The sequence below is a fragment of the Jeotgalibacillus sp. R-1-5s-1 genome (genome assembly GCF_004405105.1).
Lineage (GTDB): Bacteria > Bacillota > Bacilli > Bacillales > Jeotgalibacillaceae > Jeotgalibacillus.
On sequence record NZ_SORW01000033.1, the window covers coordinates 1 to 14,022 of the forward strand.

A 14,022-nucleotide genomic window follows, 5' to 3' on the forward strand; every position below is an offset into this window, starting at 1 on the left:
GAAAAGCTCATTGTCTTTTTTATTCGAAAAAGACTTAAAATCTTAAACGTTGACGTTTGGTTGTTTAGTTTTCAAGGTTCAATACTTCAGTAATAATGGAGCGGGTGATGAGAATCGAACTCACGACATCAGCTTGGAAGGCTGAGGTTTTACCACTAAACTACACCCGCGTGGTTTTTATAAAAGTAATAATGGCGCGCCCGAGAGGAGTCGAACCCCTAACCTTTTGATCCGTAGTCAAACGCTCTATCCAATTGAGCTACGGGCGCTAACTTTTTGGTGCGGTCGAGAGGAGTCGAACCTCCACGGGATTTCTCCCACTAGGCCCTCAACCTAGCGCGTCTGCCATTCCGCCACGACCGCTCGTATTCGAGCGACAAAATTTATTATATCAATATATCATTTAGAAGTCAATTACTTTTTTCAAAAAGAATAATGCGGGTGGAGGGACTTGAACCCCCACGCCTTGCGGCACTAGATCCTAAGTCTAGCGTGTCTGCCAATTCCACCACACCCGCAAACAAAAAATAATGGTGAGCCATGAAGGACTCGAACCTTCGACCCTCTGATTAAAAGTCAGATGCTCTACCAACTGAGCTAATGGCTCGTGGCTGGGCTAGCTGGATTCGAACCAACGCATGACGGAGTCAAAGTCCGTTGCCTTACCGCTTGGCTATAGCCCAATCATCGAATTAATTAAATGGCGGTCCCGACCGGGATCGAACCGGCGATCTCCTGCGTGACAGGCAGGCATGTTAACCGCTACACCACGGGACCTAAAAATGTTCTTGTATAAAAATGGTGACCCGTACGGGATTCGAACCCGTGTTACCGCCGTGAAAGGGCGGTGTCTTAACCACTTGACCAACGGGCCATGTTCTGGCGGAGAAGGAGGGATTTGAACCCTCGCGCCGCTTACGCGACCTACACCCTTAGCAGGGGCGCCTCTTCAGCCTCTTGAGTACTTCCCCATAAAAATGGCTCCACAGGTAGGACTCGAACCTACGACCGATCGGTTAACAGCCGATTGCTCTACCACTGAGCTACTGTGGAACAGTATGAAATGTAGTTTTGTCAGCTAAGCTTATGTATGTTATTACTTGGCGTCTCTCTTGCCGACGTTTAATATCATAACAGAGATCAAAAACATAAGTCAACAACTTTTATAAAATAATTTTAAAAAGTTTTTTCGATCAGTTGCTCTGCTGAAAAAGCTAGTGAATGTAATTTATCACATTTAACCGCTTGTGTCAAAAGGAATCCAGCACTTCCGTCTGTAAAAATAAAAGAGGATCCAGCTTCAAAGAACCGGATCCAATTATCTTTCTAGCGTCTTAATGTATTGGAGCTTTCCGCCGCATTTACCGCAGACGTATTTTGCTGTATTGATTCTGCGCTTACGATGATAAGGCTGCTTACACACAGAGCACGCGTAGACCTTGAATGATTGCACTCTCTTCTTTAATTCAGATGGAAGCGGCGTGCAGAACCTTGGGGCTCCCACCTTCTTGATTAGTTCCCGGAAGTCACGGTCTTTGTGCTGATACCCTCTCCCTTCTATATGAAGGTGATAGTGGGCCAGTTCATGTTTGATGATGCCAATCAGTTCATCCATACCGTGTTCATCCAGATACTTGTGATTCATTTCGATGTTATGGGAGTCGAGCATGTACCTCCCACCCGTGGTTCTCAATCGCTTGTTAAAATAAGCTTTATGCTTAAAAGTCCTTTGGAAATCATTTAGCGATATTTGTTGAGTCAGCTGTTGCAGTTCTTCGTTGTTCATGATTTTAGCTCCCGGATGTAAAATAGGGAACCCGCTTATGCAGCGGATTCCCGTGGTCATTTAGATAAATAGGAAGATCAGTCCTACAAGTGGTGCAGTGATGACGAGCTGCATCGCGATCATGGAGAATGAACGCACCTGTCCTCTCGCTTCTGCGGGCACGTCCTGTTTCATTCTGATCAGAATTTGTACAGCACCGAATACAGTGGCTCCCACCATTATTACGATCGGGATAACCGGAAACCCTCCTGTTGGAGAGTCAAGTAAAACAAATGAGAGTACGATAATAACGATTGGGATTAGCTCAATCAGCATCGTTGAGAACATAAAGCGGGTGATGACCGTGCTGACTGTCATTCCCTGCTCCCCTCTTCCTTCAGCTGTTTTAACCATAGTGCCGAGATGTGCGATGTAGTTAAATGTAATGCCCAATGCGATGACTGCTGTACAGATTGCAATGATATAACCTAACATGATTGGTTCCTCCGATTCTTTTTATGAAGTCTGGTCTTTTGGCTGAAGCATGGTTAAGGCGATCCGGCCCTTTTTCACATCAACCTGTTCGATCCAGACAGTTACAACGTCACCTAGTGCGACAACGTCAAGCGGATGCTTAACAAAGCCTTTTTTCAGCTTGGAAATGTGGACTAAGCCATCCTGTTTTACGCCAATGTCCACAAATGCCCCGAAATCGACTACGTTACGGACCGTTCCCTGAAGCTCCATGCCTGGTGACAGATCCTCCATTTTCAGAACGTCCTGTTTAAGCAGTGGCTTATCGAGTTCATCACGCGGGTCACGTCCCGGGCGGATCAATGCTTCAATGATATCCCGCATCGTATGGATACCGATGTTAGTTTCTTCTGCCCATTGCTCCGGTGTTTTCTGAATAATGGCTTCTTTCAGTTCGTCTGATCCGATTGCTTTTTTCGTAAAGCCTGCGGAATCAAGCATTTTTTCTACGTCTTTGTAGTTTTCCGGGTGAATGGCTGTACGGTCCAGTGGATTTTTCCCTTCAGCAATTCGGAGGAAACCAATACACTGTTCATACGTTTTAGCACCTAAACGCGGAATTTTCTTCAGCTGGGTGCGGCTTTCGAATTTCCCTGCCTCATCCCTAGCTTTTACTATATTTTGCGCGACCGTTTTAGACAGTCCGGCTACATATTGAAGCAGAGATGGGGATGCTGTATTGACGTTTACCCCTACTTTGTTAACGGCTGTTTCAACGACGAAGGTCAGCGATTCATTGAGTTTCTTCTGGGAAACATCGTGCTGGTACTGACCGACACCGACTGATTTCGGATCGATTTTCACAAGCTCAGCAAGAGGATCCTGCAATCGTCTGGCGATGGAAACGGCACTTCGTTCTTCCACCTGCAGATCAGGGAATTCCTCTCTTGCCACGTCAGATGCAGAGTACACACTGGCGCCAGCCTCGTTGACAATTAAATAATATACTTCACGGTCAACCTGTTTTAACTGCTCTGCAACGAACTGTTCTGTTTCACGGGAAGCTGTTCCGTTTCCGATCGCAACAAGCTCAATGTCAAAATCCTGCACGACTTTACGGAAGATCGCAGCCGCTTTCGATGGATCGCTCGTTGTATGAGGATAGATCACCGCGATATGCAGCATCTTCCCTGTTTCATCTACGACAGCAAGCTTACAGCCTGTGCGGTAGGCTGGATCGACTCCGAGTACCTTTTTTCCTTTTAAAGGAGCCTGCAAAAGCAGGTTTTTAAGGTTTTCAGAGAAAATATGAATAGCCTGGTTTTCTGCTTTTTCCGTCAGTTCATTACGGATCTCACGTTCAATGGACGGATGGATTAATCGTTTATAGCTGTCTTCAACTGCTGCTTCCACTTCAATAGATATTTGTGCATTTGGATATTTAATTCTCTTTCTTTTCAGTTCTGCAAGGATCTGTTCCTGATCTGGCTGAATAGAAACACGGAGAATTTCTTCCTTTTCACCACGGTTTAACGCGAGAATGCGGTGAGGAACAATTTTCGATACCGGCTCCTCGTAGTCATAATACATTTCGAAAACGCCTTTTTCATCGAGCTCCTGTTTCTTCACTTTCGAAATGATTTTTCCATTACGCATCGTCTGATTTCTTATGTACTCACGAATCTTCGCATCATCAGCAATCATTTCAGCGATAATATCCTGCGCTCCAGCGATGGCATCTGCTGCGGACTCCACGCCTTTTTCTTCTGAAATGAATTCAGCGGCTTTTTCTTTGATGTTTTCTTCCGGAGAGGCGTGAAGCAGCCATTCAGCGAGAGGCTCAAGCCCCTTTTCTTTCGCTTTTGTTGCACGCGTGCTCCGCTTTTGACGGAACGGTCTGTATAAATCCTCAATCGTCTGCAGTTTAGCAGCAGCCGTAATGGAAGTTTTCAGCTCATCCGTCAGCTTCCCCTGCTCTTCAATTAAACGGAGAACCTCTTCTTTCCGGTTTTCAAGGTTTAATAAATAATCCCATTTATCTGCGATGTCTTTAATCTGAACTTCATCAAGTGCACCCGTCATCTCTTTGCGGTAACGGGCGATGAAAGGAACTGTATTACCTTCATCTAAAAGCTGAATCACTTTTTCGATCTGCGGCGCCGAAATCGAAATCTCCTTCGACAAACGCCCAATCTGCTCTTTCCTCTGATCCAATTAACCCACAGCCTTTCAAATAAACTTCCTATAGATTGTAACATAGAAAAGCGTAGGCGGGCGTTTAGGGACGTACAAACTGGACTGGCCTCGACGAAGATAAAGGAAACACAGCGAACGAAGTGAGCTGATGTTGACTTATCGAACGAGAGGACGGGAAGTTTGCTAGTCCCTGCCCGCCGGAGCTGGACACAGAAAAGCGTAGGCGACTCGTTCAGCCCCGACAAGCATAAGGCGAAGATGAAAAGAGGGCTGGTCTTCGCCCTCGTTCAGCTTTGACTTATGACCTCGAGGGGCTAGTCGCCGCAGCTAGACACACAGAAATGCGCAGGTGAGCGCTTAGCGGTGTATGCGCTGGACTGAAGCGCCGGAGATAAAGGAAACACGGTGAACGAAGTGAACCGATGTTGACTTATCGGACAGAGCTGAAGGAAGCGCACTAACCGCTGCGAACCGGAGCTGGACACAGAGAAAAGGGTAGGCGGGCGTTTAGGGACGTACAAACTGGACTGGCCTAGATGAAGATAAAGGAAACACGGCAGAGTGAGCTGATGTTGACTTATCGAACGAGAGGCCGGGAAGTTTGCTACTCCCTGCCCGCCGGAGCTGGACACAGAAAAGCGCAGGCGGGCGTTTAGGGACGTAGCCGCTTGGTCACATTCATCTCAAGCTTGGACACTTTCCCCTTCAACTCGGACACATTCCGCCCTAACTTGGTCACTCTCAAGGAAAATCCCGGCGAAGCCCGGGGGCTCTTCATGAATTTAGGGTATCTATAAGCACTCAGTTGGACGCTGCGCTTGTGGGAAATAATTGTCACGACATTTGACAACTTGGCTTGCTTATTAGACAACTCTTTTTAGCATTTGACAACTTCCAGCCGTTATTTAGCAACTTTCTCCGTTTATTTGACAACTCTTCGCCAGTATTGCACAACTCCAGAAAACGTTTGCTTCGTAAACGAGTGAGTATTGTCCGGTTTAAAGATAGCCAGCCAATCAATCCAAACAAAAAAGACCACCTGGTCAAGGCAGTCTTCCAATGAGAAATGTTGTATCATCCGCATCTGACACAATAGAGTGCAAATACGATGAGATATATTCCAGAGATTTCCCTCCCTGTAAAAGCGGTCTGACTCTTGTAATCTGAAGACCGTCTGAATGAAACAGGAATGAGGAGCCTTCTTCGTATCGGAAGTTCTGTGTTTTGTATACTTGTGGCCTTCCTGATAAATAGCCGGTGACCGGGAGCGGATAGGTAAGTTTTCCGTTCTCTGAGTAAAAGTAGAAGCGGATATTGCCTACGCAGCTGTAGATGACTTCTTTTGTGTCAAAAGTGATTTTGACAATTGCTACTGCGGCTCCGCGTTTTTTGAGAAGGGATTTATTACACATCTCCATCAACCTGTCCACGTCTTCATCAGGGTTTTTCTCGACCGTATCACAGACTGCTTTTGAAGCTTCCCTTGCATATCTGCCGCTGCCTAATCCGTCAGCGAGTACACAAAGAAAATAGTCGTCCGTAGCCAGCATATAATAGCTGTCTCCACAGTCTGTTCGTCCATTTTTGGCGTATTGCCCGACTTTTACCCTTACCTGCTGATGTTGGAGTGCCTCCATCATTCAAAGCCACCTGCGTGCTCATTCTCCTGCTGAATGGCATCACGGAGCTTTTTGATGGCTCTCCTTTGCAGCCTTGAGACGTGCATCTGGGAGATTCCCAGCATATCACCGGCGTCTTTCTGGCTCAGGTTCTCCAGGTATGTAAACTGAATGATCTGCTTTTCACGATCAGTTAATACGTGGAGTACTTTTTCAAGAACAAGACGCTGATCGGTTTTTTCATAGTTGTCATCCATGCTGCCAACGATATCGAGCAGTGTGACAGTACTGCCATCAGAATCAGCTTCTATTGAATGATCAACAGAAAGCGCCTGATAGCTCTTGCCCATCTCCATTGCCTCGAGCACTTCTTCCTCTGAGACTTCGAGGTAGTCAGCGATTTCGTTTACTTTTGGAGAACGCTGAAGCGTTGTTGTTAATTCTTCAACTGCAGCCTTTATTTTCGGACCTAATTCTTTAATTCTTCTTGGAACGTGGACGCTCCAGGTTTTATCACGTAAAAATCGTTTGATCTCACCAATAATCGTTGGGATGGCAAAGGCTTCGAAGCTTTTTCCAAATGCGTCATCGTATCTTCGAATAGCACCAAGCAGGCCAATCATGCCAACCTGAGCGATATCTTCGTGATAGGACTTGCCTTTTGAATATTTTCTGGCGATGGATTCTACAAGGTTGCGGTAGTGCATGACCAGATTGTGCTGGGCCTGCTCATCCTGCGTTTCCTGGTAGGCTTTGATCCATTCCAGTACTTCGTTTTTGCTCGGTTGATTAGGTTGAGATAGTTTTCGCATCCCTCTCCACCTGCTCTTCCTCAATATACTTTGTCATGAAGACCGTCACACCTTCCTTTTGACTGATCTTCACTTCGTCCATCAGGCTTTCGATCAGGTAAAGGCCAAGCCCCCCTTCACGAAGCATGTCGACAGGCGCGTCCTCATTGTAAGGACCTACCTCTTCTTTTACTTTTACAAAATCAAAGCTGGAACCGTGGTCAGCTACAATGACTTCCAGACGATCCTGATAAAGGGCGAAACCAACAACGACTTCTCCTTCATCCTCTCCGGAATATGCATGCTGAACAGCGTTTGTAATCGCCTCACTTGAAGCGATTTTCAGATCTTCGATATCGTCGTACGTGAAACCCATCCGGCTGGCAACCCCTGAGATCGTCAGGCGGATGACACCAACGTACTGGGCCTTGGCGGGGATCTTCATCTCAATATAATCAAATGGTTTCATGAGTCTATTCCACCTTTTACTTCGGGATTAATGTCCATGATGTCTGCAAGTCCCGTGATGTCGAAAAGACGCTTCAGGCGGTCGGAAAGACCAGTCAGCTGAAGGTGTCCTCCATTTGCTTTAATCCCTTTGAACAATCCTACAAAAACGCCGATTCCTGTGCTGTCCATGTAGCTGACTTCAGATAGATCGGCAATGACTTTAATGTTTTCCTGCTTTGTAAATGACTGTGTTTTTTCGCGCAAAACAGGTGCAGTATACGCATCAATTTCACCTGAAATCGCGATACGAACTAATTCGTCAGTCTGTTCGGTTGTCGTAACTGTAATGTTCATCCTTTTTCCACCTCTTCTGATATCTGCACGGAATGTATTTGTAAACTACCCTAGTTCCGTTTGGTTAAAACGCATTCCGAAATTATTTTGTCCGTTTCATAATAATTAACGTAAAATCGTCACGAAGCTGGAAATGCTGGAGGCGTTCCAGATCACGGAAGATTTTATTGACGATTTCCTGCGGCGGCAGCTCAATGTATTCGTTAATAAATGAAACGAGTGTATCACGTTCAATAAATCCTTCATCTGTTCTGCATTCCGTGACTCCGTCGGACATCAGAATGATCATATCCCCCACTTCCACCTGCTGTTCATAGCGGCGGTATCTGGCATCTTTATCCACACCAAGAAGAAGACCTTTTGCTTCAAGGTCAAGGAATCTCTTTTCTTTGTGCTGATAAAAAAAGCCGGGTTCGTGCCCGGCAGAAGCAAAATGAAGAATATGACCACGAAGCTCGTACATTCCGTAAAACATCGTGATGAACATCGAGTCATCCACGTTCTGTTCCACTACTCTGTTCAGGCTTTCAAGAACAGCACTCGGATCTTTTCTGTATTCCGGAAGGCTGTCCATGGCATATTTGATCATCGACATACATAATGCAGCCGGGATCCCTTTTCCGATTACGTCAGCGATTGCCACGTTAACCGAGTGGTCCCCGTCATGCACAAAATGGAAGTAGTCACCGTTCATCTGCTTGGCAGGAACGCTGAGTGCTCCAATTTCAAGACCATCGACTGTCGGCACTGATGTACCCAGTAATGTCTCCTGAACGTTAGAGGCAATTTCCATTTCATTTTTCAGTTCTTTTTGTGTATCCAAAAGACTTTGGTGCTCCCGGAAAGCAAATCCGTAAGCGGTCATCACTTCGAGAAGTATATCAAAAGAATGCCAGACTTCCTCAGGGAGGTCGGGCATTAATTCCTGCATGACGCTTCTCTGGACACTTATCACTTCTTCAGGCGGCATTTTTTTCTCGAGCGCCAGCCTGCTGAATTGCTGAGCAGCATAAAGAGCCTGCTCAGACTGATTCCGCATATATTCATTCAAAATTTCCGTATATTTCTTTTCCATCGATTCCTGCAAATTCATCTTCAATATGACCCTCCTAACGGAGCCATTTCGTCGCGCGGATATCTGTTCCTTCTCCAGGGTTTGAGTCAATGTTGAAATCATCCATCAATCGCCTCACACCCGGAAGGCCAGCTCCAAGACCCCCTGATGTTGAAAAACCGTCTTCCATTACTTTGCGTATATCTGGAATACCCGGACCGTCATCCAGTGCAATAATTCTTAGACCCGTTTTGCCGTTCTCGCTTAATCGGTCAATACACAGCTGACCCTGACCGGCATACAAATAAATATTTCGGGCAAGTTCACTGATGGCCGTTGTAATTCTAGCCTGATCCACGGTTCCAAATCCCAGCTCTTTCGCTACGTTTCTACCAAGCTGACGAGCAGCTACGATATCCCATTCGTTCAGAATGGTTACACAGGATTGGATTTCCATCTGGTCAGTCCCCCAATTCCTGTTGAAGTTTCTCTAAACCTTTTTCCAGGTCGAGGGCTGTCATAACGTCATCCAGCCTGATGCCTAACTCTATTAATGTAATTGCCACTGCTGGCTGAATTCCTGTGATCACTACCTTCGCTCCCATTAACCTTGACATGTTTATCACATCACCGAGCACTTTGGCTATGAAGGAATCGATAAAATCAATGGAGGTAATATCAATTACGACGCCGCGTGCATTGGTTTCATGTATCTTTTTAAGCAGATCTTCCTGAAACTCAAGAGCTGTCTGATCATCCAGCTCCCATTGAATCGACACTAAAAGACAATCTTTTAACTTCAAAATGGGAATTCTCACAGCCTATCCCTCCAATTCCACGATTTTTCGACCTGTCATCTCGAGCGCCAGCTCCATGCCTTTTTTCATTGTACTTGTCGTAATGAAGCGTTCCAGGTCGATGCCGAGATTCACAATCGTCTGGGCAATTTCCGGGCGGATTCCAACAAGCATGCACTTGGCTCCAACGAGTCTCACGGCTTCTGCAGCCTGAATGATATGGTGAGCAACCATCGTATCCACAACCGGTACACCCGTAATATCAATGAGTACGACTTCTGCACGATGATTAACGACTCCTTCAAGGAGGTTTTCCATCACGAGTCGCGCGCGTTCTGTGTCGATCGTTCCGACTAGCGGCATGACAGAAATCTGGTCAACAACCGGAATAAGGGGAGCTGATAATTCCTGAAGGGCCATCTTTTGGAGAGAAACGGTTTTTTCCCATGTAGTGGCATATGTATGAATAATCTCGTTGGCCATGGGGGTCATCCATTTATCAAGATGCTCAAGATATTCCCCTTCGCTTTCTTTTGTGATGGTCCCCTGCTCAATCAGATCTTCATGAATGACATGGACAAATTCCCGTAAACCTTGAACGACAAGGGCGATCGGCCACCCAAGGCGGACAATTTTGTCAGAAAAGATCTGAAGCTTCTGCTGATATTCCTGATCCTTTTCCTGAATGTTCAGGAGAATGATTTCAAAGAATTCTGAGCTCGTTGCTTCGAACACGTGCTCAGGCATGACTTCAATCACACGTTCTTTCGAGTCCTGGGCCAGCTGATTCTTCCAAAGGACTTCGAGTTCTTCTTTACGCTCCTGTAAGTGCGCAGTTATTTTATTAAACAAATTTCGTTCACCTCTATGCTCTATAAATAGTACTCTTTTATTTATTACCTCTTATTATAGAGGAGTGTAAGGCAATGGTCTATCCAAAAGAAAAAAACGCTCCATTAAGAGCGTTTTCCACATTAGAGGTCTACTAAACCTAAGCTGATTTGAAGAGCCTCGTCTACCTTGTCCATCGTCTCGTCATCCAGATGGGTTATTTTATCTGTTAGTCGTTGTTTGTCTAAAGTTCGGATCTGTTCCAGTAAAATAACTGAATCCCGCTCAAAACCGTTCCGTTTTGAACTGATTTCAACGTGGGTAGGGAGTTTAGCTTTTTGAATCTGGGCGGTAATCGCCGCGACCACTACTGTGGGACTAAACCGATTTCCGATGTCGTTTTGGATGATGAGAACGGGGCGGACTCCACCTTGCTCTGAACCGACAACGGGAGATAGGTCAGCAAAAAATACGTCTCCACGCTTTACTATCAAAGCGTTATCCTCCGCTTACCAGTCGTTCAATGGTATGCTCCGCTTCGTACTCAGCCTGCAGCGCTTCTGAAGCCATTGACAGGTTGATTTTCGCCATCTCCATATAGCCCCTGCGCATTGCATCCTGTGTTTGTTTCTTTCGTCTGTCGCGAACATAAGCTTTCGTTGCACGGTAAATGCAATCACTGCAGCTTAAATCTTCCTGCTCGGCAAACGCTTCCAGTTCTGTTAGCAGTTGTTTTGGTAATCGTACCAAGATTTCTGTTGTTGCGCTGGATTCCGACACAAACTACACCTCCACCATCAATGCATACCTATTTTGTCATTTCTTCTATTCTCTTGTTCATTCATCTTTCAAGTCCACGTTTATCTTATCACTTATTTCAGATCCTGAAAAGGTCTGTTCGCGAAGTTTCTGACAATTCTATACAGGTTCCGGTTATTTTAGTCCATTTAGCACAGAGGAGATGTGCCCGTTTCTCAGATAAACCCTCGGAACTCTCGCAGTCAGCAGGCAAGCGGATTCGTAATGGATTGTGCCAGCATAGTCCGCGACATCATCCAGTAAAATCTCCTCTTCCCCCTGCTTCCCTACCAGTGTAACCATCGTACCGATTTTCAACTCATACGGCAGCCTGATCATACACTGATCCATACATACTCTTCCGACAATTTCCGCACGCACCCCATTTACCAGCACTTCAAAGCCCTGCATATACCGTGTCCAGCCATCCGCGTAGCCGACCGGCAGTGTACCGATCCACTCCTCCTGCTCTGCAGTGTAGGTTGCGCCATAGCTGATTTTCTGACCGGGCTTCATTTTTTTCACATGAACGAGCGTTGTTTTAAATGAGAGAACAGGCCTGAGCTGGAACGGCATCAGATCTCTGATTTCACCCGAGGGCACAAGACCGTACATCGAAATACCAAAGCGTACCGCATTAAAAACCGAATTCTTCCGCAAAAGTGACGCAGCACTATTTGACGCGTGAATCAGCGCAGGTTTCGAATTGAATACAGACAGCATGTCAATAAACCGTTTATGCTGTTCATCTGCGTAAGACTGGTCCTGTTCGTCCGCCGTGGCAAAATGGGTAAAGACCCCTTCCAGGTTAAATGTACCGAGTGCCAATGCCATCTCTTCAGCCCTCCGGATCTCTGAAGAATCAGTGAAACCCAGACGGCCCATTCCCGTATCAAGTTTAAAATGAACGTGTAAAGGCGTTTTTTCTATATACGGCGCAGCCTGCTCAAGCCAGTCTGCTGAAAAAACAGTCGCACGGATGTCATGATCAGCGGCAAGCCCCGCATCTTCAGGACGAACCGCTCCCATAATGAGGATCGGCACCTCAAATCCCTGTTTCCGGAGATAGATCGCCTCATCTAAAAATGCAACAGCAAGCCAGGTTGCACCAGCTTCAAGAGCAGCCTTGGCCACTTCCACATAGCCGTGTCCATAAGCATTCGCTTTCACCACAGCCATCACGACTTGTTCTTCACCAATATGCTTTGAAATTTGTTTTACATTATGCGTAATTGCATCCAGATCTACTTCAATCCATGTATCACGATGAAAATCTTTCATTGCAGACACCTTCTTTATAAAGCGGGAACAATCGCTGCTCCCGCAAAGATGTCGTTATTTTACCATAGAGCCCTGAACGGAGCGAGCGACATTCAGCATTTCTTCCTGCGTCAGGTCATTAGAAGCAAGCAGATAATTCACACCATTATAGCTCCACTCAACAGAACGCTCTGTCATTGCTCCAACGGCAAATCCGAGATCCGCCACCTCACCCGATGCTTCTGAAGTCGTCAGCATGACAGGAGCTGTCTCCAGTTTCTCCTGAATCAGCGTAAAGCTCTTCTCCCCTTCATACGTCAAGATGACCCGGCTTCCATTGTCTGTCGTCATCTCTTTTTCCTCTGTCAAAGCTGTCCCTTCAATCTCGACAGTCGGGTATAAAACAGCCCATTCCTGCTCCTCTTCACCATCTCCAAGGACCGGTGTCTCAACCAGCGCCCCCATCATGTTCTTCTCTACGTTAAAGTCACTCTTATCAAACGATACGTCATAGCTGACATCCTTGAAAGCAAGATCGATCTTCACATTGCCTTCCTGATCCTTTACCTTAACCGAACCCGGCGTCAGAGACTTTTTATCAAACACGACCTGCTGAAGCGGGAACATGGCCTGATGCTTGTACCTCGTTTTCGTATCAAAAATGTATTTGCCGTCCTTTTCAGTGAAAACAGCTTCCTTATCATCCTGAATATCCTTAATTAAGGACTCCACTAAGTACGCCTGGCTTCCATTAGCCGGCCAGTCACTTTGAAACCTGAAGCTCTTATTCAGCGCAGGTGTCAGTACAAACACACCCTCATCATTCCGGATAATCATCTGACTCTGCTTTTCCTCCGCATGCTTCAAATGAACCCGGTAAAAATGAGGCTTCTGATACCAGACCTCCACATCATACTCCTGTGGCTGCTCTCCCGTACTAAATGTCATCTTCGCTGTAGCCTTATACCCCTGCGACTCCTCCAACTTGTCCGACAAATCTTTCGCTGCCTCATCCTTCGTTTTCTCACCACAAGCCGCAAGCATCATCATCAGGCAGATTGCTATGAAACAGAGAGCAATTTTCTTCATGGTTTCCTCCCCTTCACTCATTACACGTTGTCCAACCGGTGCATTACGATTCTATGAAATGACGGGAAGGTGTATGACTTTTTTAAGGGACGGGTTTATTAAGGCGGATGGGTGGAGAGTTGAGTGCTTGATGGAAGAGTGGTCCTGCTTAGTTGTAAAGAAGAGAGTGAGTGGATTTAACTGACTTGATTGAAAAGCGGGAGTGCTACTTAGTTGCTGCGGAGAGGGTGAAGACTTGATTGAAAAGCGGGAGCGCTACTTAGTTGCTGTGGAGAGGGTGAAGGAATCGTTCACCGAAGTGATGGAATCATGATGTTAATGTGATGGAATAAGCGAGACGATTGAAGGGATTATGACCGGCTGGAGGCTTAATGAAGGAATTAATTCCTAGAAAGAAGGGATTATTTTTTCAAACGAGTGAATTAATTTCTCAAAAGATGGAATTATTGACCGCAGTTGAAGTTAGAATAAAAAGTGGACACGTAGATATCCTTTTTATCATACTGAGGATACCAATAAAAAGGACGTGTTCAACATGCGGAAA

The 14,022-nt window shown here is 46.0% G+C and carries 15 protein-coding genes and 10 tRNA genes; all 25 read right to left on the reverse strand.

Going from position 1 to position 14,022, the window contains the following annotated elements; all coding sequences use genetic code 11:
- Positions 1 to 96 precede the first annotated feature (96 nt).
- A tRNA-Gly gene (locus E2491_RS12455) sits at positions 97 to 170 on the reverse strand.
- A 22-nt stretch (positions 171 to 192) separates the two neighbouring features.
- A tRNA-Arg gene (locus tag E2491_RS12460) sits at positions 193 to 269 on the reverse strand.
- Positions 270 to 277: 8 nt separating this feature from the next.
- A tRNA-Leu gene (locus E2491_RS12465) sits at positions 278 to 363 on the reverse strand.
- A 73-nt stretch (positions 364 to 436) separates the two neighbouring features.
- A tRNA-Leu gene (locus tag E2491_RS12470) sits at positions 437 to 518 on the reverse strand.
- Between the two features lie 13 nt (positions 519 to 531).
- A tRNA-Lys gene (locus E2491_RS12475) sits at positions 532 to 607 on the reverse strand.
- Position 608: 1 nt separating this feature from the next.
- Positions 609 to 683, reverse strand: a tRNA-Gln gene (locus tag E2491_RS12480).
- Between the two features lie 18 nt (positions 684 to 701).
- Positions 702 to 777 (reverse strand) — tRNA-Asp (locus E2491_RS12485).
- Positions 778 to 799: 22 nt separating this feature from the next.
- Positions 800 to 874: transfer RNA gene (locus tag E2491_RS12490), tRNA-Glu, on the reverse strand.
- 6 nt (positions 875 to 880) lie between these two features.
- Positions 881 to 971, reverse strand: a tRNA-Ser gene (locus tag E2491_RS12495).
- A gap of 7 nt (positions 972 to 978) precedes the next feature.
- A tRNA-Asn gene (locus tag E2491_RS12500) sits at positions 979 to 1,053 on the reverse strand.
- A 265-nt stretch (positions 1,054 to 1,318) separates the two neighbouring features.
- Positions 1,319 to 1,786 (reverse strand): SprT family protein, encoded by a 468-nt coding sequence (locus tag E2491_RS12505; RefSeq protein ID WP_134375984.1) that lies wholly within the window; start codon positions 1,784 to 1,786, stop codon positions 1,319 to 1,321.
- A gap of 60 nt (positions 1,787 to 1,846) precedes the next feature.
- Positions 1,847 to 2,260: a hypothetical protein gene (locus E2491_RS12510; RefSeq protein WP_134375985.1), complete on the reverse strand. Its 414-nt coding sequence runs from the start codon at positions 2,258 to 2,260 to the stop codon at positions 1,847 to 1,849.
- A gap of 21 nt (positions 2,261 to 2,281) precedes the next feature.
- Positions 2,282 to 4,453, reverse strand: coding sequence for a Tex family protein (locus E2491_RS12515; protein ID WP_134375986.1), 2,172 nt, complete (start codon positions 4,451 to 4,453; stop codon positions 2,282 to 2,284).
- Between the two features lie 1,025 nt (positions 4,454 to 5,478).
- On the reverse strand, positions 5,479 to 6,072 hold the full coding sequence (locus E2491_RS12520; RefSeq protein ID WP_371414476.1) for a PP2C family serine/threonine-protein phosphatase: 594 nt from the start codon (positions 6,070 to 6,072) through the stop codon (positions 5,479 to 5,481).
- A complete protein-coding gene (gene sigB, locus E2491_RS12525; protein ID WP_134375988.1) occupies positions 6,072 to 6,866 on the reverse strand; it encodes an RNA polymerase sigma factor SigB in 795 nt (264 codons plus the stop codon). The genes E2491_RS12520 and sigB overlap by 1 nt, the downstream gene beginning before the upstream one ends.
- A complete protein-coding gene (gene rsbW, locus E2491_RS12530; RefSeq protein ID WP_134375989.1) occupies positions 6,844 to 7,314 on the reverse strand; it encodes an anti-sigma B factor RsbW in 471 nt (156 codons plus the stop codon). The genes sigB and rsbW overlap by 23 nt, the downstream gene beginning before the upstream one ends.
- Positions 7,311 to 7,649 (reverse strand): anti-sigma factor antagonist, encoded by a 339-nt coding sequence (locus E2491_RS12535; RefSeq protein ID WP_134375990.1) that lies wholly within the window; start codon positions 7,647 to 7,649, stop codon positions 7,311 to 7,313. The genes rsbW and E2491_RS12535 overlap by 4 nt, the downstream gene beginning before the upstream one ends.
- An 82-nt stretch (positions 7,650 to 7,731) precedes the next feature.
- Positions 7,732 to 8,742: a PP2C family protein-serine/threonine phosphatase gene (locus E2491_RS12540; protein ID WP_134375998.1), complete on the reverse strand. Its 1,011-nt coding sequence runs from the start codon at positions 8,740 to 8,742 to the stop codon at positions 7,732 to 7,734.
- Positions 8,743 to 8,758: 16 nt separating this feature from the next.
- Positions 8,759 to 9,160, reverse strand: a complete 402-nt coding sequence (locus tag E2491_RS12545; RefSeq protein ID WP_134375991.1) for an anti-sigma regulatory factor — start codon at positions 9,158 to 9,160, stop codon at positions 8,759 to 8,761.
- 4 nt (positions 9,161 to 9,164) lie between these two features.
- The gene (locus tag E2491_RS12550; protein WP_134375992.1) at positions 9,165 to 9,521 is read right to left on the reverse strand and encodes an STAS domain-containing protein; all 357 of its coding nucleotides are present in this window, start codon (positions 9,519 to 9,521) and stop codon (positions 9,165 to 9,167) included.
- 3 nt (positions 9,522 to 9,524) lie between these two features.
- Positions 9,525 to 10,352, reverse strand: a complete 828-nt coding sequence (locus E2491_RS12555) for an STAS domain-containing protein (RefSeq protein ID WP_134375993.1) — start codon at positions 10,350 to 10,352, stop codon at positions 9,525 to 9,527.
- 122 nt (positions 10,353 to 10,474) lie between these two features.
- Positions 10,475 to 10,825: a type II toxin-antitoxin system PemK/MazF family toxin gene (locus E2491_RS12560; protein ID WP_134375994.1), complete on the reverse strand. Its 351-nt coding sequence runs from the start codon at positions 10,823 to 10,825 to the stop codon at positions 10,475 to 10,477.
- 4 nt (positions 10,826 to 10,829) lie between these two features.
- Positions 10,830 to 11,111 (reverse strand): CopG family ribbon-helix-helix protein, encoded by a 282-nt coding sequence (locus tag E2491_RS12565; protein ID WP_134375995.1) that lies wholly within the window; start codon positions 11,109 to 11,111, stop codon positions 10,830 to 10,832.
- 153 nt (positions 11,112 to 11,264) lie between these two features.
- Positions 11,265 to 12,410 (reverse strand): alanine racemase, encoded by a 1,146-nt coding sequence (gene alr / locus E2491_RS12570; RefSeq protein ID WP_134375996.1) that lies wholly within the window; start codon positions 12,408 to 12,410, stop codon positions 11,265 to 11,267.
- Positions 12,411 to 12,464: 54 nt separating this feature from the next.
- Positions 12,465 to 13,478 (reverse strand): LolA family protein, encoded by a 1,014-nt coding sequence (locus tag E2491_RS12575; protein WP_134375997.1) that lies wholly within the window; start codon positions 13,476 to 13,478, stop codon positions 12,465 to 12,467.
- Positions 13,479 to 14,022 lie beyond the last annotated feature (544 nt).

Bases quoted from the DNA above. Each gene is read 5' to 3' on its own strand.
- E2491_RS12505 (WP_134375984.1), bottom strand. From the start codon at position 1,786: ATGAACAACGAAGAACTGCAACAGCTGACTCAACAAATATCGCTAAAT.
- E2491_RS12510 (WP_134375985.1), bottom strand. From the start codon at position 2,260: ATGTTAGGTTATATCATTGCAATCTGTACAGCAGTCATCGCATTGGGC.
- E2491_RS12520 (WP_371414476.1), bottom strand. From the start codon at position 6,072: ATGGAGGCACTCCAACATCAGCAGGTAAGGGTAAAAGTCGGGCAATAC.
- sigB (WP_134375988.1), bottom strand. From the start codon at position 6,866: ATGCGAAAACTATCTCAACCTAATCAACCGAGCAAAAACGAAGTACTG.
- rsbW (WP_134375989.1), bottom strand. From the start codon at position 7,314: ATGAAACCATTTGATTATATTGAGATGAAGATCCCCGCCAAGGCCCAG.
- E2491_RS12535 (WP_134375990.1), bottom strand. From the start codon at position 7,649: ATGAACATTACAGTTACGACAACCGAACAGACTGACGAATTAGTTCGT.
- E2491_RS12540 (WP_134375998.1), bottom strand. From the start codon at position 8,742: ATGAATTTGCAGGAATCGATGGAAAAGAAATATACGGAAATTTTGAAT.
- E2491_RS12545 (WP_134375991.1), bottom strand. From the start codon at position 9,160: ATGGAAATCCAATCCTGTGTAACCATTCTGAACGAATGGGATATCGTA.
- alr (WP_134375996.1), bottom strand. From the start codon at position 12,410: ATGAAAGATTTTCATCGTGATACATGGATTGAAGTAGATCTGGATGCA.
- E2491_RS12575 (WP_134375997.1), bottom strand. From the start codon at position 13,478: ATGAAGAAAATTGCTCTCTGTTTCATAGCAATCTGCCTGATGATGATG.